Here is a 19493-nt window from a genome sequence, read left to right as displayed (position 1 = left end):
CCTTATTCTCCGCTGAGCCTGTTCATTTTCAGGGCTCTTCGCCACGTTAGATAAAAAATCTCCGTTTTCCTTTCCAAGCGTCCAAATTAGGCTATGCTTTTCTGCGCTATTATTTTTTGTCAGAAAAGGTAACAAAGTGTACGTCATCGCTAGTTGCAAAACTTGATGTGCTCAAAAAATGCTCGCATGAATTGCGGAGCCCGCCGGAAAACCCTTATCGCCGCCTAAAAACGAGGCCTTTTCGTCTGCGTTATTTCTGTTTATTCACACCAGAAATATCTATGTCAAGTAGCATCTAAAAATATTTCAAAGATGTTGTGATGTCGGCGTTGACAAATATAACTTATTGATAAATATTGATATTTCTGTCCTGTTTAATTCGTCGCCAATTTGTCCCGGGCATAGGCCCTATGGGCGATTTGGGGGGAAGTTAAGTATTTATCCCCAAAGTTATCCACAGAATCTGTGGAGAACTCTAATTTTTCAGACTGGGTAGTAATTTAGTGCCTGCCTGTGGATAAAATTTAAACTGTAATGGAAGAGATAATGTATAAATTAAGCTTTTTTGTTCCTGAATCTCATATGGAGGCTGTGAAGGAAGCAGTCTTTACTGCGGGGGGCGGAAAGATTGGCGATTACGATCGCTGCAGTTGGCAGACAAAGGGCATCGGACAATTTCGTCCTTTGGATGGCAGCTCTCCATTTCTGGGAAGTGTCGGTGAGGTTGAGCAGGTTGAAGAATATAAAGTGGAGTTAGTGGTTGAGGATGCATTGATCGCATCAGTGGTGGCGGCAATGAAGCTGGCGCATCCCTACGAAGAGCCGGCATACGATGTATACCGGCTGGAGGGTTTTTGAGGGCGCTCTGTTATGCAAAGTGCCTGAGGGGGAGTTATTCCTCGGGAATGCCGGTGTGAATATCTTTCACATGGACAGGAAAGATGTTGCTTTTACGGTCTTGGAAATACTGCTGTAGCGTTATTTTTACCGTAGGAAATGCGATTTCATCCCAGGGAATGTCGCTTTCTGAAAACAACTGTACGTCCAAGCTCTCCTCGCCGGCGGCGAACTCTCCATTGATTACGCTGGCGCGGTAAAAAATATGCACCTGACCGATATGGGGAACGCTGATCATTGTATATAGGCCGTCCAGGTCCACGCGCGCCTGTGCTTCCTCCCACGTTTCTCGCGTGGCTGCTTCTGAAGTCGTTTCCTGCATTTCCATAAAGCCGGCGGGCAAAGTCCAAAAACCTAATCTGGGTTCGATGGCGCGCTTGCAAAGCAAAATACGGTCGCCATAAACGGGAAGCGTGCCGGCAACGATTTTAGGGTTGATGTAATGGATAGCCTGGCAGTGGCCGCATACATGTCTCGGCCGATTATCTCCTGCGGGAATCTTATGCTCGACGGGTTGGCCGCATTGGCTGCAATACTTCATGGTCAGATGAACAGTCTCACTGGTTGTCTTTTTATTAGCCGAAAATAAGCGTTCGCAATTTGGGTGTTCTTTTTGAATGCTGCGCCTCTTATTGCACCATACATTACCCCGGACTTGTATGGTATCTTTCCTTGTTTTCCCCATTTAGTCGTTTGTCATGCTCGATAAAATCATCGCAACCTTATCCTCCAACCAACCTCGGCGCTTTCCCAACGACTTTCCAGAAGCGGCGGTTTTGGTGCCGGTTACCAGAGAGAATTGTCCTCAGATTATCCTGACCAGACGCGCTGAGCATATGAAGACTCATAGTGGACAGGTGGCTTTCCCGGGAGGAATGCGGGACCCTTCGGATCAGAACTTGCGGGACACTGCGCTGCGGGAGACGTTTGAGGAAGTCGGGGTGTCGCCTGAAAAGATAGAAGTGGTTGGCAGTCTTAACCAAGTTGTGTCCCGCCACGGTATTGCCGTCACTCCTTATGTTGGGATCGTCGACCCTGAGGTGGAGTTGATCCCAGACCCAAATGAATTGCATAGCATATTCAAAGCGCCGGTAAGCTTTTTCTTGGAAAATGAGCCGGATCGACTGGATAAAATCAATTTTGAGCAGTATCGATTACAGGTGCCTTGCTGGTATTACGGCGATTATGAAATCTGGGGTGTTTCCGCAATCATATTGATGGATTTTTTCAGAGTTTCATTTAATCGAAGAATTGGCAGTTTTACTGAAGATAGGGATTAAACGCATATGAGGTTTAATTTAGGCGATGATCAGGCTGAGATATCCGAAGATGGATGCTTTGTGGCTCCGAATGCGGCCGTTATAGGGCGAGTTATAATGCGCCCTCAATCCAGTGTTTGGTTTGGCGCAGTGGTCCGAGCGGATAATGATCAAATAACCATTGGCCCAAAATCGAACGTTCAGGATTGTGCAGTGTTACACACCGACTCTGGTTGTCCCATTGTACTAGGAGAGGGAGTGACAGTTGGGCATCACGCCATGCTGCACGGATGTGATGTGGGTGACTACAGTCTGATTGGCATCAATGCGGTTGTGCTTAACGGAGCCAAAATTGGACGTTTTTGTATCATCGGCGCTAATGCATTGATTCCCGAAGGTGTTGAAATCCCAGATGGTAGCTTGGTTATTGGATCTCCAGGAAGAGTAAAGCGTGAATTGAGTGAGGAAGAAAAGAGGCAGCTTATCGTTAGCGCTGAACACTACGTAGAAAACTCGCTCAAATATACGCGTACGTTGCAGCCGGCCTGATCTTGCATATTTATGAAAGAGAATTCGAATCGAGTAAATGGTGAGCAAGTTGTGCGCTCGCCATGCGTTAGTATCTGCGCTTTGGATGAGGATGAAATATGTATTGGTTGTCATCGCAGCGTTGAGGAAATAGCTGGTTGGTCTCGAATGAGTAACGAACAGCGCATGGATGTGTTGAAGAAAGTGGCTGATAGAGAACGTAAGTCTGTCATTTGAGTCGCTTAATAATGAATAGGAGCAAAAGGCTATGGTAAGAATTGGTACTCCGCTGACGGATGTTGCAACACGCGCAATGCTATTGGGAAGTGGGGAGCTGGGAAAAGAGGTTGCGATTGAACTGCAGCGATTTGGCGTGGAGGTCATTGCAGTGGACCGCTACCCAAACGCGCCAGCAATGCAGGTGGCTCACCGCGCACATGTCATCGATATGCTCGATCCTAAACAGCTGCGGGCGTTGGTTGAGCTCGAAGCTCCTGATTTCATAATCCCTGAAATTGAGGCGATTGCGACAGCTGAACTGCTTGAGCTTGAACGAAGCGGCTTCAATGTCGTGCCCACCGCTCGTGCGGCCAACTTGACTATGAACCGCGAGGGAATCCGTCGATTGGCGGCGGAGGAGTTAGGGCTGAAAACCTCACCTTACGCATTCGCTGCCGATTTTGACTCTTTTCGAGATGCTGTGAACTCAATTGGCGCGCCTTGTGTCGTCAAGCCAATTATGAGTTCCTCAGGAAAAGGCCAAAGCGTTATACGTAGTGAAAGTGATATTGAACGCGCCTGGAGATATGCTCAGGAAGGTGGCCGAGCGGGGCAGGGCAAAGTTATCGTAGAGGGATTCGTAGACTTTGATTATGAAATTACGCTTTTAACTCTGCGGCATGCTGGAGGGATTTCTTTTTGTGATCCTATTGGTCATTTGCAGGTTGATGGAGATTACCGGGTAAGCTGGCAGCCTCATCCTATGAGTGCTTTAGCATTGGACGCTGCACGGGATATAGCTGGTAAGGTGACGGCGGCTCTGGGCGGATATGGGATTTTTGGTGTGGAACTTTTCGTGAAAGGAGACGAAGTCTATTTCAGTGAGGTATCGCCACGGCCTCATGATACTGGATTGGTTACCTTGGTTTCACAGAACCTGTCAGAGTTTGCTTTGCATGCCAGGGCGTTATTAGGCCTGCCGGTTCCTTCAATTAAACAAATGGGTGCATCCGCTTCCGTAGCGTTATTAGTGGAGGGCGAATCGTCTCGAGTCTGCTTTTCTTCACTTGAAGCTGCGCTATGTAATCCAGATGTGCAAGTGAGACTGTTTGGCAAACCGGAAGTTTATGGCAGGCGTCGAATGGGTGTGGTTTTGGCGCAGTCTGAAAACATTGACGAAGCGAAGAAGCTTGCTCAGAAAGCGGCGGACAGTATTGTCATTGAGCTTGAGCCAGAAATGAAACAAGAGTGAGCTTGTAAAATAAAAATAGCATGCTTTACTTGTAAATTGCCCCTCAGAATCTTTTTCTAAAAAAGTTAAGAAATGGAGTTGACGGGAAAAAGGAGGGGCGTATAATGCGCCCCACTTCGACGGGGAAGCCGGTCGGAAGGGAGGGAAAGAGCTGGTTCGAAAGAGTCGGCGGCGCTAAAAAGGAGTTGACACTGAGAAACGAAAGTGTAGAATGCGCGCCTCGGTCGGAGAGAGTCTCCGGAAGAGAAAGTTCTTTAAAAAGTTAATCAAGTAATTTGTTGTGGGCGCTAACTGAGGCGGATCTGGAAAGATTAAGTCTTAAGTTAGTGACTCGTACAATTCATGAGTGAGCAATCACTCAAGAGTACAGTAGTTTTAACTTGAGCAAGATTAAGAATCTTAATGATTCACACTCTTTAAACTGAAGAGTTTGATCATGGCTCAGATTGAACGCTGGCGGCAGGCTTAACACATGCAAGTCGAGCGGTAACAGTCCTTCGGGAGCTGACGAGCGGCGGACGGGTGAGTAATGCATAGGAATCTGCCTGTTAGAGGGGGATAGCCCGGGGAAACTCGGATTAATACCGCATACGCCCTACGGGGGAAAGCAGGGGATCTTCGGACCTTGCGCTAACAGATGAGCCTATGTCGGATTAGCTAGTTGGTAGGGTAAGAGCCTACCAAGGCGACGATCCGTAACTGGTCTGAGAGGATGATCAGTCACACTGGAACTGAGACACGGTCCAGACTCCTACGGGAGGCAGCAGTGGGGAATATTGGACAATGGGGGCAACCCTGATCCAGCCATGCCGCGTGTGTGAAGAAGGCCTTCGGGTTGTAAAGCACTTTCAGTGGGGAGGAAAGGGCAGTTGCTAATATCAGCTGCAGTTGACGTTACCCACAGAAGAAGCACCGGCAAACTCCGTGCCAGCAGCCGCGGTAATACGGAGGGTGCGAGCGTTAATCGGAATTACTGGGCGTAAAGCGCGCGTAGGCGGTTGCTTAAGCTAGATGTGAAATCCCCGGGCTCAACCTGGGAACTGCATTTAGAACTGGGCGACTAGAGTTTTGGAGAGGAGGGTAGAATTCCAGGTGTAGCGGTGAAATGCGTAGAGATCTGGAGGAATACCAGTGGCGAAGGCGGCCCTCTGGCCAAAAACTGACGCTGAGGTGCGAAAGCGTGGGGAGCAAACAGGATTAGATACCCTGGTAGTCCACGCCGTAAACGATGAGAACTAGCCGTTGGGGTCCTTAGAGACTTTAGTGGCGCAGCTAACGCGATAAGTTCTCCGCCTGGGGAGTACGGCCGCAAGGTTAAAACTCAAATGAATTGACGGGGGCCCGCACAAGCGGTGGAGCATGTGGTTTAATTCGAAGCAACGCGAAGAACCTTACCTGGCCTTGACATCCAGAGAACTTTCCAGAGATGGATTGGTGCCTTCGGGAACTCTGAGACAGGTGCTGCATGGCTGTCGTCAGCTCGTGTTGTGAAATGTTGGGTTAAGTCCCGTAACGAGCGCAACCCTTGTCCCTATTTGCCAGCACTTCGGGTGGGAACTTTAGGGAGACTGCCGGTGACAAACCGGAGGAAGGTGGGGACGACGTCAAGTCATCATGGCCCTTACGGCCAGGGCTACACACGTGCTACAATGGGGCGTACAGAGGGTTGCCAAGCCGCGAGGTGGAGCTAATCTCTTAAAGCGTCTCGTAGTCCGGATTGGAGTCTGCAACTCGACTCCATGAAGTCGGAATCGCTAGTAATCGCGAATCAGAATGTCGCGGTGAATACGTTCCCGGGCCTTGTACACACCGCCCGTCACACCATGGGAGTGGGTTGCACCAGAAGTAGCTAGTCTAACCTTCGGGAGGACGGTTACCACGGTGTGATTCATGACTGGGGTGAAGTCGTAACAAGGTAGCCGTAGGGGAACCTGCGGCTGGATCACCTCCTTAAACGATATCCAACTGTCTCAGTTTGGCGTCCACAACAAATTGCTTGATTGGCGAGTAGAGAGCTTACTTAAGGGTCATCAGACCCGTGACGCAATCGAGAGATTGCAAGTTCTGGGTCTGTAGCTCAGGTGGTTAGAGCGCACCCCTGATAAGGGTGAGGTCGGTGGTTCAAGTCCACCCAGACCCACCAGAATTTCCTTGTTCTTGGTGAATAACTAGGTTTGATTAGGAAAATTATGGGGCTGTAGCTCAGCTGGGAGAGCGCCTGCCTTGCACGCAGGAGGTCAGCGGTTCGATCCCGCTCAGCTCCACCATTCACAGAATGGTAGTAGTACGGTTGACAATTAAGTAAGTGAAATCTGACGGTTTCAGATGATAGAAACGAATACAGCATGAAAGTTTCAGAAAGATGACTGTATTGGTTTCTGGCATTTGGTCAGAGAAGCTCTTTAACAATTTGGATAAGCAAAGTAAAAACCAACGTGGTGACAGATGAAGTTTATTTGTCACTTAACGGATAGGTTTTACTGAGTAGTTATACTCAAGCGCAATATCGGCAAATTATTGTTACGGTGAAACCAGCGCTGTATAGCTTGAAGTGATGGCAGTAATGAAATTACTTCGGGTTATATGGTCAAGTGAATAAGCGCATACGGTGGATGCCTTGGCAACTGGAGGCGATGAAAGACGTGAAAGCCTGCGATAAGCGTCGGCGAGGTGGCAAATAACCTTTGACCCGGCGATCTCTGAATGGGGAAACCCACCTGATTTATCAGGTATCCTGCACTGAATCCATAGGTGTAGGAGGCGAACCGGGGGAACTGAAACATCTAAGTACCCCGAGGAAAAGAAATCAACCGAGATTCCCTCAGTAGCGGCGAGCGAACGGGGAACAGCCCTTAAGCTTTGTGACAGATAGGAGAACGCTCTGGAAAGTGCGGCCATAGTGGGTGACAGCCCCGTATCTGAAATCTTATCAAAGTGAAATCGAGTAGGTCGGGACACGTGTTATCTTGACTGAATATGGGGGGACCATCCTCCAAGGCTAAATACTCCCAGTTGACCGATAGTGAACCAGTACCGTGAGGGAAAGGCGAAAAGAACCCCTGTGAGGGGAGTGAAATAGAACCTGAAACCGTATGCGTACAAGCAGTGGGAGCAGATTTATTCTGTGACTGCGTACCTTTTGTATAATGGGTCAGCGACTTACGTTTAGTGGCGAGCTTAACCGAATAGGGGAGGCGTAGGGAAACCGAGTCTGAATAGGGCGAATTAGTCGCTAGGCGTAGACCCGAAACCGAGTGATCTAGCCATGGGCAGGTTGAAGGTTGAGTAACATCAACTGGAGGACCGAACCGAAATCTGTTGAAAAAGATTCGGATGACTTGTGGCTGGGGGTGAAAGGCCAATCAAACTCGGAGATAGCTGGTTCTCCCCGAAAGCTATTTAGGTAGCGCCTCGGACGAACGCCTACGGGGGTAGAGCACTGTTTGGGCTAGGGGGTCATCTCGACTTACCAACCCCATGCAAACTCCGAATACCGTAGAGTGATATCCGGGAGACACACGGCGGGTGCTAACGTCCGTCGTGAAGAGGGAAACAACCCAGACCGCCAGCTAAGGCCCCCAAGTCCATGTTAAGTGGGAAACGATGTGGGAAGGCAGAGACAGCTAGGAGGTTGGCTTAGAAGCAGCCACCCTTTAAAGAAAGCGTAATAGCTCACTAGTCGAGTCGGCCTGCGCGGAAGATGTAACGGGGCTCAAACATGGCGCCGAAGCTGCGGATTCATCCAATGGATGAGTGGTAGGGGAGCGTTCTGTAAGCTGATGAAGGTGTGTCGAGAGGCATGCTGGAGGTATCAGAAGTGCGAATGCTGACATGAGTAACGATAATGCGGGTGAAAAACCCGCACGCCGGAAGACCAAGGGTTCCTGCGCAACGCTAATCGGCGCAGGGTGAGTCGGCCCCTAAGGCGAGACCGAAAGGTGTAGTCGATGGGAAATCGGTTAAAATTCCGATACTTTGTATTGCTGCGATGGGGGGACGGAGAAGGCTAGGTCAGCCTGGGATTGGTAGTCCAGGTTTAAGCCTGTAGGCAGTGTGTTTAGGCAAATCCGGACACACAATGCTGAGGGGTGATGACGAGCTCTCTTTAAGAGAGCGAAGTGATTGATGCCCAGCTTCCAGGAAAAGCCTCTAAGCTTCAGGCAATACAAAACCGTACCCCAAACCGACACAGGTGGTCAGGTAGAGAATACCAAGGCGCTTGAGAGAACTCGGGTGAAGGAACTAGGCAAAATGGTGCCGTAACTTCGGGAGAAGGCACGCCGTCATTACGTGAAGGCCCTGCGGCTGGAGCGGAAGGCGGTCGAAGATACCAGGCCCCTGCGACTGTTTATTAAAAACACAGCACTCTGCAAACACGAAAGTGGACGTATAGGGTGTGACGCCTGCCCGGTGCCGGAAGGTTAATTGATGGGGTTAGCGTAAGCGAAGCTCTTGATCGAAGCCCCGGTAAACGGCGGCCGTAACTATAACGGTCCTAAGGTAGCGAAATTCCTTGTCGGGTAAGTTCCGACCTGCACGAATGGCGTAACGATGGGGGCGCTGTCTCCACCCGAGACTCAGTGAAATTGAAATCGCTGTGAAGATGCAGTGTATCCGCGGCTAGACGGAAAGACCCCGTGAACCTTTACTATAGCTTCACAGTGGACTTTGAACCTGCTTGTGTAGGATAGGTGGGAGGCTTTGAAGCGAGGACGCCAGTTCTCGTGGAGCCATCCTTGAAATACCACCCTGGCATGTTTGAGGTTCTAACTCTGACTGGTAATCCCGGTCGAGGACACTGTGTGGTGGGTAGTTTGACTGGGGCGGTCTCCTCCAAAAGAGTAACGGAGGAGCACGAAGGTGCGCTAAGTACGGTCGGACATCGTACGGTTAGTGTAAAGGCAAAAGCGCGCTTAACTGCGAGACAAACACGTCGAGCAGGTACGAAAGTAGGTCTTAGTGATCCGGTGGTTCTGTATGGAAGGGCCATCGCTCAACGGATAAAAGGTACTCCGGGGATAACAGGCTGATACCGCCCAAGAGTTCACATCGACGGCGGTGTTTGGCACCTCGATGTCGGCTCATCACATCCTGGGGCTGAAGCCGGTCCCAAGGGTATGGCTGTTCGCCATTTAAAGTGGTACGCGAGCTGGGTTTAGAACGTCGTGAGACAGTTCGGTCCCTATCTGCCGTGGACGTTGGAGATTTGAGGAGAGTTGCTCCTAGTACGAGAGGACCGGAGTGAACGAACCGCTGGTGTTCGGGTTGTGATGCCAATCGCATTGCCCGGTAGCTATGTTCGGACGGGATAACCGCTGAAAGCATCTAAGCGGGAAGCCCCCTTCAAGATAAGATCTCCCTGAGGACTTGATCCTCCTAAAGGGCCCTTGTAGACCACGAGGTTGATAGGCTGGGTGTGTAAGCGCTGCGAGTCGTTGAGCTAACCAGTACTAATTGCCCGAGAGGCTTGACCATATAACACCGAAGTAATTTACCGGTATTGATTGAGTATAACTGCTTATCCAAGTTAAAGGTCTTCTGACCAAGCGCCAACTAGACAAGCTAGACTAAGACAAAGCTTAACGGTTTTGCCTGATGATCATAGCGGACTGGAACCACCTGATCCCATTCCGAACTCAGAAGTGAAACAGTCCAGCGCCGATGGTAGTGTGGATTACCCATGCAAGAGTAGGTCGTCGTCAGGCTCTTAATACGAAGAACCCGTCCTCGTGGCGGGTTTTTTTATGTCTGAAATTTATCGCAGGGCAGGACATGCAAACGGCCTCCCGTGCGGCCCTGCGCCACGACTCTTCCCTCCCGCACCCCCCCAGCTCAGTGAAAGTCCCGCGAGGGCGACTCCAGGCCTTCCAGATGTGACGTCAGGTCTATCAGCCGGTGGGCGATGACGTGCGCGATCCTCCCTTCGTCATCCTTGTCGATCTCCCCGTACACCATCAGCAGCCGCGCCTTGACGAGAGCGTCCATCTGCGCCATCGCAGTTCTTTTCCAGACAATGATATTGATTGAGCCCGTCTCATCTTCCAGGGTGAGAAAAGTGACCCCGGTCGAGGTTTTTGGGCGTTGTCTGTTGATGACGACGCCTGCGACATGGGTCTTGAGGCCGGCTTTTTGTTTTAGCAGTTCAGCCGCCGTTAAGCGGTGAGGAATTAGATTGGCTTCTCGAAGATAGGCTAGGGGGTGGTCACCTAGCACTACGCCTGTGCTGGCATGATCTTCATAAATGCTGTCCAGACGATCGGGAGGCTTGAAGTCTACGCCTCTGTATTCAAACTCGGAGAAGAGTTGATAGTAATAAAGAAAACCTGAGCACTCCCAACGTTGCTGATATCTATTGTCGCCCAACGAAGTCAGAGCGTTGGCGGAGGCAAGGGCTTCAAGGTCTTCTCTAGTTACTCTTGGAAGATGCATTACCTGAGCGAGTGAAGTAAAACCCTCGTCAGTTCTATGTTGAATAATGGAGGCGACGGCTTCTTCTGATAACCCTTTAACGAGCTTGAATCCTAACCGTAAAGCGCCTTCTTTTGTGTTGTTGGTGTGTGGCTCTAGACGGTGCTCCCGGTAACTATTATTGATATCAACGGGTAAGACGATAACGCCATGTCGTTGAGCGTCTTGGACTAATTGCCAAGGAGCATAAAAGCCCATCGGCTGGCTGTTCAATAGTGCGCAGCAAAAAGCAGAAGGGTAATAGTATTTAAGCCAGCCCGAATGATAGGCCAGCAGCGCAAAACTGGCGGCATGGGACTCAGGAAAGCCGTATTCGCCGAAGCCTTCTATTTGTCTGCATAACCGCTGGATATATTCTTGGGGTACGCCTTTGTTAAGCAGATTGGTTATCAGTTTATCCATTAACTTGCCCATATGCCCGCGGCGTTTCCAGCTAGCCATAGAGCGCCTTAGCTCTTCTGCTTCTTCGGAAGTGAAACCAGCCCCTACAATGGCTATGGCGATAACCTGTTCCTGAAAGATGGGAACGCCGAAAGTACGCTCCAGAATGGGTTTTAGCTCAGATAATGGGACGTCTTCGGGATCTTCCAGATTATGTCGTCTACGTAGATAGGGGTGGACCATATCGCCATGGATCGGCCCAGGCCTGACAATCGCCACTTGCACCACAAGATCATAGTACTTTTCGGGCCTGAGACGAGGAAGCATGTTCATTTGGGCGCGAGACTCAACCTGAAAGAGTCCAACTGTGTCAGCTTGCTGCAACATCTTATAAACTTGGGAGTCATCATCTTTGGGAATGCTTTCCAAAGAAAACGTCTTTCCCGTTATTTCACTAATATATGTCGTACATTTTTTTAGTGCTGTCAGCATGCCTAGCGCCAACACATCGACTTTCATTAATCCAAGAGACTCAAGATCGTCTTTGTCCCACTGTATGACTGTGCGCTCTTCCATTGCGGCATTTTCTATTGGGACCAGTTCAACTAAAGGGCCTGCAGATAAAACAAAGCCGCCTACGTGCTGAGATAAGTGTCTTGGGAAGCCTAGCAGTTCAGGTAGCAACTCTTTAAAACATGTCAGGATATGATTGTCCTGAGAAACCTGAGGCGTGATGACTTCATCTATCCAGTTCTGTCCTCGATATCGCCAACCATAGTTAGCGATCACATTTTCGAGCTGCAATAAATCGACTCCTAGGGCTTTACCCAAGTCTCTTATTGCGCTTTTGGGACGATAAGTGATTATGGTCGCAGCAATGGCGCAGCGCTCACGGCCGTAGCGCCGGTAAAGATATTGGATAACTTCTTCTCTACGCGCATTTTCGAAATCCACATCAATATCTGGTGGCTCGTCACGTCCCTTGGATATAAATCGTTCAAAAAGAAGGCTGGCTTTGGTGGGATCAACAGCGGTTATACCAAGACAATAGCAAACCACAGAGTTTGCGGCCGAGCCTCTTCCCTGACAGAGAATGTCTGATTTTTTCGCGTAATCGACAATGTCGAAAATAGTTAGGAAGTAATACTCATATTGCAACTCACTGATGATCTTTAGTTCTTTCTCCAGCGTAGCTAAAACCGCCTCAGGTATACCTTGTGGATAACGAAGGTGCGCCCCTTCATAAGTCAGGCGACGTAGATAAGCGCTGGGGTCGTCTCCTTTGGGAACGACTTCCGTGGGATATTGGTAACGAATTTCATTTAACTCAAATGTGCACTTCGCTGCGATCTTCAGGCTCTCTTGTATTGCGCTAGTGGGATAGATCTCATGGATTTCACTTAAAGGGCGCAAATAGTTTTCCGCATTAGGCGCCAAGCGCTCTTTTATAGAGTCCACTGATTGATTGAGACGAATTGCTGTCAGTGCGTCGTGAAGCGGCTTTCGCTCAGGCGTATGCATCATGACTTCATTGCTGCACACAACAGGAAGACTATAGGCGTCGGATAGTGTTTGTATAAGCTCTCGCTTTGAGCTGTCCTCTTCTGATAGGGATAGCTCCAACAATAGCCATAGACGGCCAGAGAATGCTTGTGCTAACGCTGGGATAAACTCTTGATCGCTTTGTTTGGGGCGCCAAAGTAGGAGACCTTGCTTGACGCTTTCATTAAGGTCATGAGGTGAAAATTGATAGTCGCCTTTTTCTGCTTTTCTCCGGCAGTCGGTAATAAAGCGACAGAGTTCGCCATAAGCTTTTTTATGAGGCGCCAGTACGACAAAGCAATTTCCTTCAGATTGAAACTCGCTGCCAATGATCAGCTTAAAAGCTGAAGCATCAGGAGTTTCTTCCCTTAGTCGGCGTAGCTCTCGCCACGCTTTGACTACGCCGGCGACGGAGCACTCGTCCGTGATCGCCACAGCGCTATAACCCTGTTCAATGGCTTGTTGCACTAGCTCTTCAGGATGAGATGCGCCTTTTAGAAATGAATAGTTGCTTATGCAATGGAGTTCGGCAAAAGACATGGAATAACTGCTGATTCAGGAAAAAAAACCGTGCCGGAACCACTGATTTTCAGGGGTATGAAAAATCCAGTGCAAACTATTGGTAGGGGTGACGGCGACATAGTAGTCCCGCCTAACGGCATATTTATCCCACCAGCCGGAATCTATGCGTAGTGGCCCATGAAGCAGTTTATAAGTCTCAATATTGATAGGCTGCGCCGAAGGCAGCAGCCAAATCGGCTGTGATGAGGTGCGTGAAAGTGGGTGTTTTACAATCGCGGGTAGAGGTGTTTGTTGGGTTTTTAGTTCCGGCCTATGGTCGGTGGTCAGGCTAAGAAAATGCACGTGGTCGGAGCCCAGCCGCGCAGCCAGCCTATTGAGTAAGCGCGTTTTTTCAGCAGCGATATTTTCGTTGAAATGGGCGAATAAATACTCTGACTGTTGGGGCGCTTCTTCAAAGTTGGAGGCGGAAAGCTCAACCATTACAACTGGCGCGGACAGCTCTATTCTTTCCAGGCTCTTATTCAGGATGTATAACCAGGAGTCGGGCCGGTTATCTCCCTGCGCAAGTCTGATGCTCTCTAAGGTCGGCGGTTGATGGCGATGAATAAGGCGTACTTCCAAGGTCTGGCTAATCAGGCAGCGCTCCTGTAAAAAAAGGCAGAACTCTTTAATGGCTTTGGCTAAGTAGAAGAGTAAAGGCTGTAGGCTTTCAAATTCTTGCTCCAGGTCCAGCCGCTTTTTGAAACGGCTTGGAGGAGTGAAAGGCGAAGGCCGCCAAGGTTTGCGGCCAAGAGCGTGGTCAAGATACAAAGCAAGGTCTGCATCGATTCGATACGCAAGATCGCAGCTTGGAAGTTTGGCGATATCATAAATGGTTTTTAGACCCACCTTGCGCAGCTTATATTCGATGCGGCTTTCCAGCTTCAAGCGATCTAATTTCAGGAGCTTGAGCGCTCGCCAAAAATTCTCAGCGTTAACGTCTTTTTCTATGTTTGAGCGAGCAAGGAGACGGGCTGCTTTGGGGTGGGGCGCTGTTGCGGTCAACACGGTAACGCCAAGGGCTGAAAATGCCTGCTGAATGTCCTGACGCAACAGCGAAGGGCTTGTATACAGGCGTTTCATTGAGGCGACTTCCAGGTACATACCGTCAGGCTCGTCCAGGCTTATCCAAGAGGAAAAGCGGTTAGCAATTTGCGCTGCTCGATGCATTGCTTGAGTTTGCTTGTGGGGTTTGATGGGGAGAACCTGTAGGGGGGAGCATAGGCAGAATGCTGTGTTTAAGAGCATCCCAGGATCCACGCCCGAGCGCGACGCGCTCGCGTTTGCGTCAACAATGACAGAGGCGCCTTCATGAACCAGGGCAATGGGAGTGGTTTCTCTGAAGTCTGGACTCCACGTTTCTGCATACAGGTGTGGGAAGTAAAGATATAACCATCGCATAAGATCATACCGCCTTTGAACTTATTGGGACCTTTTTCTGTGAGCGTCGTTTTCAGCTTCCGTGTGAAATGAGGGGCGCCTAAAAAGAGAGGGCGGATGTAGCGAGTCTATGGCTACTTTGGATACCGTCCACCCTCTACGTTGTTTTAGGATCTCCACGCATAAGACTCCTTGAGAGAGCATATTTAAACGAATTCTCAATGAGCTGGGTGAGTTGGCGTACTGTCTATCCTGAAACAAGAAGCACGGCTTTTGCTGTTGAGCCGCAATAATCTGTAGTCGACGCACGTGTTCCGGCCGCATGCCGCCAGGCCACGCCAATACCGCGGCGGACGATGAGCTTTTCAGACTTTCTTCGATTGACCAGAGCAAATCTCGGCGAGATTGAGGTTGAGTTATCAGGTTGTTGTAGAGACTCAAACCGCTATTAATTAATGCTGGCGCATATAGGGGATACGGCGGCGCTACCCACAGTATCCACTGGTCTTGATGGCTTAATGAAGCCAAAGCCGGAAACAAAAGGCTGACCTCTCCCATACCTAGTGATCTATATCCTATTTCGGTGACGCCATCCGCTGGCCATCCACCATCCGCCAATGCCTGATTCAAAGAAGGAAAGCCGGTGTCCAGACCCTTTATGGGGGCTGAGGAGAAATGCCTTCCCCGCCATACTTGGCCTTGATTAATAGCTTGTTCTAGCCCTGATTTGTTCATTATCTGAGTAGGATTAAGTTGAAATAAAAATACTGTATATAAAAACAGTATTTTTGTCAAAATAGATACTTCTTACTCTTTTTTAGACCGTGGATATTCCGTTATGCTTCCAAATGGTCCCGCTTAAATAAGCGGTTACAGGAAAAGCGAAACATGTGACAACGAGGCATTCATGGAAATAAGAGAGGCGTTAGAACAGGACTTTGAGCAGATTTGGCGGATATTTCACTCTGTGGCTGTCGCGGGAGAAACCTATGCTTACGCCCCTGACACAAGTAAAGAGGAAGCCTACGAATTATGGTTGCGCCAGCCACAGAAAACCTATGTCGCAGTTGAGGGCGATACAGTCTTGGGAACCTATTACTTGAAGCAAAATCAATTGGGATTAGGTTCTCATGTCAGCAATTGCGGCTATATGGTGGCGGAGGCCGCCCGTGGCAAAGGCGTGGCGGCGTCCCTATGCGAACACTCGCAGGCCATGGCGAAAAAATATGGGTACAAAGCCATGCAATTTAATTTTGTGGTATCCACCAATGAAGTCGCGGTTAATCTGTGGCGCAAGTTGGGCTATGACATCGCCGGCCGCCTTCCCAAAGCCTTCCGTCACTCAAAGCTTGGACTGGTGGATGCTTTGGTTATGTACAAGTGGCTGGGGGATTGAGACATTTTGGCAGAGTGCTTTAATAAACGTAATTCGTAACTGTTGGCCGAACCTCTTGGGAGCTCCCTATGCCAAGCCTTGGATTACAGACTGATTTGATGTTCAGCCGGTATTCCGGTTTGGTCGAGGATGTGGGTCGATATGTTGTGATTACCACGCCGAGCAATCCGAATTATTACTTTGGCAATTATCTGTTGTTGAAGGCGCCGCCGCAGGCGGGGCAGTGGAGTGATCTGGAGTTGGACTTTGCGCGTTATGTTGGCGCGCCGCCGAGGATTAAGCATTTTGCGTTTCAGTGGCGCGTCAGCGGCGACGAGGATGGGGCTGATATGAGCGGTTTTATGCAGCGGGGTTATGAGTACATGGAATGTGCGGTCCTCACTGCGAAGCGAACGGCATTGTTAGAACCACAAAAAGTTAACGCTGATATTGATGTGCGGATGCTGCAATCAGAAGAGGATTGGCGCGCCTGGTATGAGCTTGAGTTGCAGGAGCGGGATATTGATCAGCCGAAGGAGGACTATGTCGCTTACCTGCAAGGCGTTCGTGATATGTATCGGAGCATGATCGCTGCAGGAAGAGGAGATTGGTTCGGCGCGTTTCAGCAGGGAGAGTTAGTGGGCAGTGTCGGTCTTTTTTTTGATGAGCGTATTGGCCGGTTTCAGAATGTGTTGACCAAGTCTTCCCACCGAAGCCAGGGAATTTGCCACACGCTGGTGCATGCCGTGGCGAAAGCGGGTTTTGATCGGGCGGATACATTGGTCATGGTGGCGGACGAAAACTACCACGCAGCGCGTATCTACGAATCTTTGGGGTTTCAGCCCAGCGAACGTCAGGCGAGTCTATGTCGTCGTAATGACGGTGAAAGTAAATCGGGAGAGGATAGCGGAGTGGAGGCAAGCAAGCCGGAGTAATCTTCCGACTTGCTTGCAGATCAGGATCAGTTGCCGGTTTTCAGCTTCTGCCAGTAATCGTTATAAATTTCCATGGCTTCGCCTACGTCCTGCTGGAAGTCGCCTTTCTGGATGACTTCAGCGGGAGGGAAGATGGTTTGATTGTTGCGCAGTTTTTCATCCAGCAGGTTCAGCGCTGACTTGTTAGGAGTGGCGTAGCCGATAAATTCCACGCAGCGCTTGGCGATTTCCGGCTGCAGCATGAAATCGATGAACTTGAGCGCATTTTCCTTGTGCTCGGCGCCAGCGGGAATGGCGAAGCTATCCACCCAGAATGCGGCGCCTTCTTTGGGATAGATATACTGAATGTCCGGGTTTTCCTGTTGCGCCTGAATCACTTCACCGTTCCAGATCATACCCAGGTTGACGTCACCAGCCATATAAGGCTCGCGGGGCGCGTCTGAGTTATACACCAATACGTTGGGCATGAGGGTTTTCAGCAGCTCATAAGCTTGCTTGATTTCCGCAGGATCAGTGGAGTTGCCGGAGTGGCCGTTGATTTTCAACGCCATGTGGAACACTTCGCGAACATCGTCCGTCAGCAGCAGGCTGCCTTTCCATTTTGGGTCCCACAGGTCTTTCCAGGAGGTGATGCTCTTGGGATCGATCGCTTCCGCGTTAATGCCAATGCCCGTGCTGCCCCAGGTGTAAGGGATACTGTATTGGTTATCCGGGTCGTAGGGTTTGTTCAACAGGTTCGGGTCCAGATGCTTGAAGTTGGAAAGCTTGGACTTATCGATGGGCGCCAGCAAACCTTCTTTGCGCATTTTCGAAATGTAGTAACCGGACGGCACCACCACGTCGTAGCCTTTGCCCTTTTGTAGTTGGACTTTGGCGTACATGACCTCGTTGCTTTCGTAAGTGGCGTACTCCACTTCGATGCCGGTCTTGGCGGTGAACTCGTCCAGTACGCCTTCTGGTATGTATTCGGTCCAGTTGTACACGACCACTTTCTCCGCCGCCCGGGCTGTGCCAATAGCGGCGAACAGGAAGCCTGCCGCGAAGAGGAAGCCAGTTACAAAGGAGGTTTTTTTCATGCTTCGGTTTTCCTTTTCATAAGTAGCGTCACCACCGTGACAAGAGTTAAAGAAATAAACAGCAATACTGTGGCCAACACATTCACCTCGGGCGAAATGCCCACCTTCACCATTGAGAACACCCGAATGGGCAGAATCTCAAAACCGGGTCCGGTCACGAATGAGCTGATAATGACATCGTCCAAAGACAGTGTGAAACTCAGCAGCCAGCCGGAAATAACCGCGGGCAGGATAATCGGTAAAATGATCAGGCGAAAGATGCGGCTTTCACTGGCGCCTAAATCCTGCGCCGCTTCCAGTAGATTATCGTCAAACCCTTTCAGCTGAGCGTAAACGGTAATTACCACAAAAGGCAGGCAGAACGTGATGTGAGCGATCAGCAGGGACCAGAATCCCAGCTGAATTCCCAGTGCGATAAAAATAACCAGGAAGGTTATCGCCAGGACGATATCCGGCGACATCATCACCACGAACAACAAGCTGCCGGCGGTTTTCTTGAGGGGAAACTTATAGCGATAAATCGCCAGCGCCATTAACGCCCCAATGACGGTCGCCGCCGTCGCGGACAGACAGGCGATAAGCAAAGAATTGCCGAAGGCGTCCATCAGCGCATCGTTATTCCACAGCTTTTCATACCAGCGCCAGGAGAAGCCTTTCCAGTCATAGCCGTACTTGGATTCATTGAACGAGTTGACCACCAGCACCAGGATGGGCAGATACAGGTACAGGAAGATCAGTCCCAGAAAACCGGATTTAAAGATTCTGGTCATCGAGGCCTCCCATGCGCTGCACTTTTTTGTTGGCGGCGTAATACAGCCATAACATCATCCCCATGATGACAATCAGCGTGACGCTGAAAGCGGAGCCGAACGGCCAGTCCCGCACCACCAGGAACTGATTCTTGATGATGTTGCCCAACAGCAGGTTCTTGGCGCCGCCGAGCAGGTCCGCCACATAGAACATGCCCATGGCGGGCAGGAATACGATCAGGCAACCTGCAACCACGCCCGGCATGGTGAGCGGCAACACGATATGATAGAAGCGCTGCCAGAATCCCGCGCCCAGATCGTGGCCGGCTTCGATCAGATCTTTATCCAGCTTGTCGAAACTGGAAATCAACGGCAGCGCCATAAAAGGCAGCAGGATGTAAGTCAGACCGAACACGACCGCGAACTCGGTATAAATCATCTGAATGGGAGCGTCGATGACGCCAATGGCCTCCAGCACCCAGTTGAACAGCCCCTTATTGCCAAGCAAAAGCTTGATGGCGTAGGTACGGATCAGGCTGTTGGTCCAAAAGGGGATGATCATCAGGAACATCATGAAGGCGCGCCAGGCTGGCGACATCTTGGCGACAATGTAGGCGAACGGGTAGCCGAGCAACAGACAGATCAGCGTCGCCTTGGCGGACAGCGCCAGACTCTGCCAGAAAACGTCGGCGTATAACGGTTCCCAGATACGGGCGTAGGCGTCCAGCGTCATCGGCCAGACCGCCAGATGCTCGGAGTCAGGCGTCATCACGCTGGTCAGCACTACCAGAAAGTGGGGCGCCAGAACGAACAACGCCAGCCAGGCCAGCGTCAAAATGATGATGAAACGGCGAAAAGGCGATTGGCTCAC

At 50.2% G+C, this 19493-nt stretch carries 14 protein-coding genes, 2 tRNA genes and 3 rRNA genes; 12 read left to right on the top strand and 7 right to left on the bottom strand.

Annotated elements, in window-relative coordinates; all coding sequences use genetic code 11:
* Positions 1-546 precede the first annotated feature (546 nt).
* Positions 547-858, top strand: coding sequence for a YqfO family protein (locus EUZ85_RS23010; protein WP_127972331.1), 312 nt, complete (start codon positions 547-549; stop codon positions 856-858).
* A 34-nt stretch (positions 859-892) separates the two neighbouring features.
* Here the strand turns inward: EUZ85_RS23010 and EUZ85_RS23005 are convergent, their stop codons facing one another.
* Positions 893-1438, bottom strand: coding sequence for an NUDIX hydrolase (locus EUZ85_RS23005; protein WP_127974547.1), 546 nt, complete (start codon positions 1436-1438; stop codon positions 893-895).
* Positions 1439-1595: 157 nt separating this feature from the next.
* Between EUZ85_RS23005 and EUZ85_RS23000 the strand changes: the two genes are divergently transcribed.
* From EUZ85_RS23000 to rrf, 9 genes are all read left to right on the top strand, one after another.
* Complete coding sequence (locus tag EUZ85_RS23000; RefSeq protein ID WP_127972329.1) at positions 1596-2177, top strand: CoA pyrophosphatase; 582 nt, start codon at positions 1596-1598, stop codon at positions 2175-2177.
* A gap of 6 nt (positions 2178-2183) precedes the next feature.
* Complete coding sequence (locus EUZ85_RS22995) at positions 2184-2705, top strand: gamma carbonic anhydrase family protein (RefSeq protein ID WP_127972327.1); 522 nt, start codon at positions 2184-2186, stop codon at positions 2703-2705.
* Between the two features lie 12 nt (positions 2706-2717).
* On the top strand, positions 2718-2921 hold the full coding sequence (locus tag EUZ85_RS22990; RefSeq protein ID WP_127972325.1) for a DUF1289 domain-containing protein: 204 nt from the start codon (positions 2718-2720) through the stop codon (positions 2919-2921).
* A 31-nt stretch (positions 2922-2952) separates the two neighbouring features.
* Entirely contained in the window at positions 2953-4155 is a 1203-nt protein-coding gene (gene purT / locus EUZ85_RS22985; protein ID WP_127972323.1) for a formate-dependent phosphoribosylglycinamide formyltransferase, read from the top strand.
* Positions 4156-4573: 418 nt separating this feature from the next.
* Positions 4574-6108: ribosomal RNA gene (locus EUZ85_RS22980) — 16S ribosomal RNA — on the top strand.
* 113 nt (positions 6109-6221) lie between these two features.
* Positions 6222-6298 (top strand) — tRNA-Ile (locus tag EUZ85_RS22975).
* Positions 6299-6346: 48 nt separating this feature from the next.
* Positions 6347-6422: transfer RNA gene (locus EUZ85_RS22970), tRNA-Ala, on the top strand.
* Between the two features lie 318 nt (positions 6423-6740).
* Positions 6741-9630 (top strand): 23S ribosomal RNA (locus EUZ85_RS22965).
* Positions 9631-9746: 116 nt separating this feature from the next.
* Positions 9747-9860 (top strand): 5S ribosomal RNA (rrf, locus tag EUZ85_RS22960).
* The 16S, 23S and 5S rRNA genes sit together here with 2 tRNA genes alongside, the layout of an rRNA operon.
* 127 nt (positions 9861-9987) lie before the next feature.
* On the opposite strand, the gene EUZ85_RS22955 is transcribed toward rrf, so the two are convergent.
* Genes EUZ85_RS22955 through imuA form a run of 3 tightly spaced genes read right to left on the bottom strand, consistent with a single transcriptional unit; the run spans position 9988 to position 15282 of the window.
* Entirely contained in the window at positions 9988-13086 is a 3099-nt protein-coding gene (locus EUZ85_RS22955) for an error-prone DNA polymerase (RefSeq protein ID WP_127972321.1), read from the bottom strand.
* 15 nt (positions 13087-13101) lie between these two features.
* Positions 13102-14508 (bottom strand): DNA polymerase Y family protein, encoded by a 1407-nt coding sequence (locus EUZ85_RS22950; RefSeq protein ID WP_127972319.1) that lies wholly within the window; start codon positions 14506-14508, stop codon positions 13102-13104.
* A 21-nt stretch (positions 14509-14529) separates the two neighbouring features.
* On the bottom strand, positions 14530-15282 hold the full coding sequence (imuA, locus tag EUZ85_RS22945) for a translesion DNA synthesis-associated protein ImuA (protein ID WP_127972317.1): 753 nt from the start codon (positions 15280-15282) through the stop codon (positions 14530-14532).
* A 112-nt stretch (positions 15283-15394) separates the two neighbouring features.
* Here imuA and EUZ85_RS22940 point away from each other — a divergent pair, with 112 nt between their 5' ends.
* The gene (locus tag EUZ85_RS22940) at positions 15395-15883 is read left to right on the top strand and encodes a GNAT family N-acetyltransferase (RefSeq protein ID WP_127972315.1); all 489 of its coding nucleotides are present in this window, start codon (positions 15395-15397) and stop codon (positions 15881-15883) included.
* Positions 15884-15951: 68 nt separating this feature from the next.
* Positions 15952-16797, top strand: a complete 846-nt coding sequence (locus EUZ85_RS22935; RefSeq protein ID WP_127972313.1) for a GNAT family N-acetyltransferase — start codon at positions 15952-15954, stop codon at positions 16795-16797.
* Positions 16798-16823: 26 nt separating this feature from the next.
* Here the strand turns inward: EUZ85_RS22935 and EUZ85_RS22930 are convergent, their stop codons facing one another.
* From EUZ85_RS22930 to potB, 3 genes are read right to left on the bottom strand one after another with little or no spacing between them, the layout of a single operon-like run.
* Entirely contained in the window at positions 16824-17873 is a 1050-nt protein-coding gene (locus EUZ85_RS22930; RefSeq protein WP_127972311.1) for an extracellular solute-binding protein, read from the bottom strand.
* A complete protein-coding gene (gene potC / locus EUZ85_RS22925) occupies positions 17870-18643 on the bottom strand; it encodes a spermidine/putrescine ABC transporter permease PotC (RefSeq protein ID WP_127972309.1) in 774 nt (257 codons plus the stop codon). The genes EUZ85_RS22930 and potC overlap by 4 nt, the downstream gene beginning before the upstream one ends.
* Positions 18627-19493, bottom strand: coding sequence for a spermidine/putrescine ABC transporter permease PotB (gene potB, locus EUZ85_RS22920; protein WP_127972307.1), 867 nt, complete (start codon positions 19491-19493; stop codon positions 18627-18629). Before potB ends, potC begins: the two co-directional genes overlap by 17 nt.

The organism is Hahella sp. KA22 (assembly GCF_004135205.1).
In the GTDB taxonomy this organism is placed as follows: Bacteria; Pseudomonadota; Gammaproteobacteria; order Pseudomonadales; family Oleiphilaceae; genus Hahella.
The sequence above is the reverse complement of the archived record's forward strand: the minus strand, read 5'-3'. Positions and strand labels throughout refer to the sequence as shown.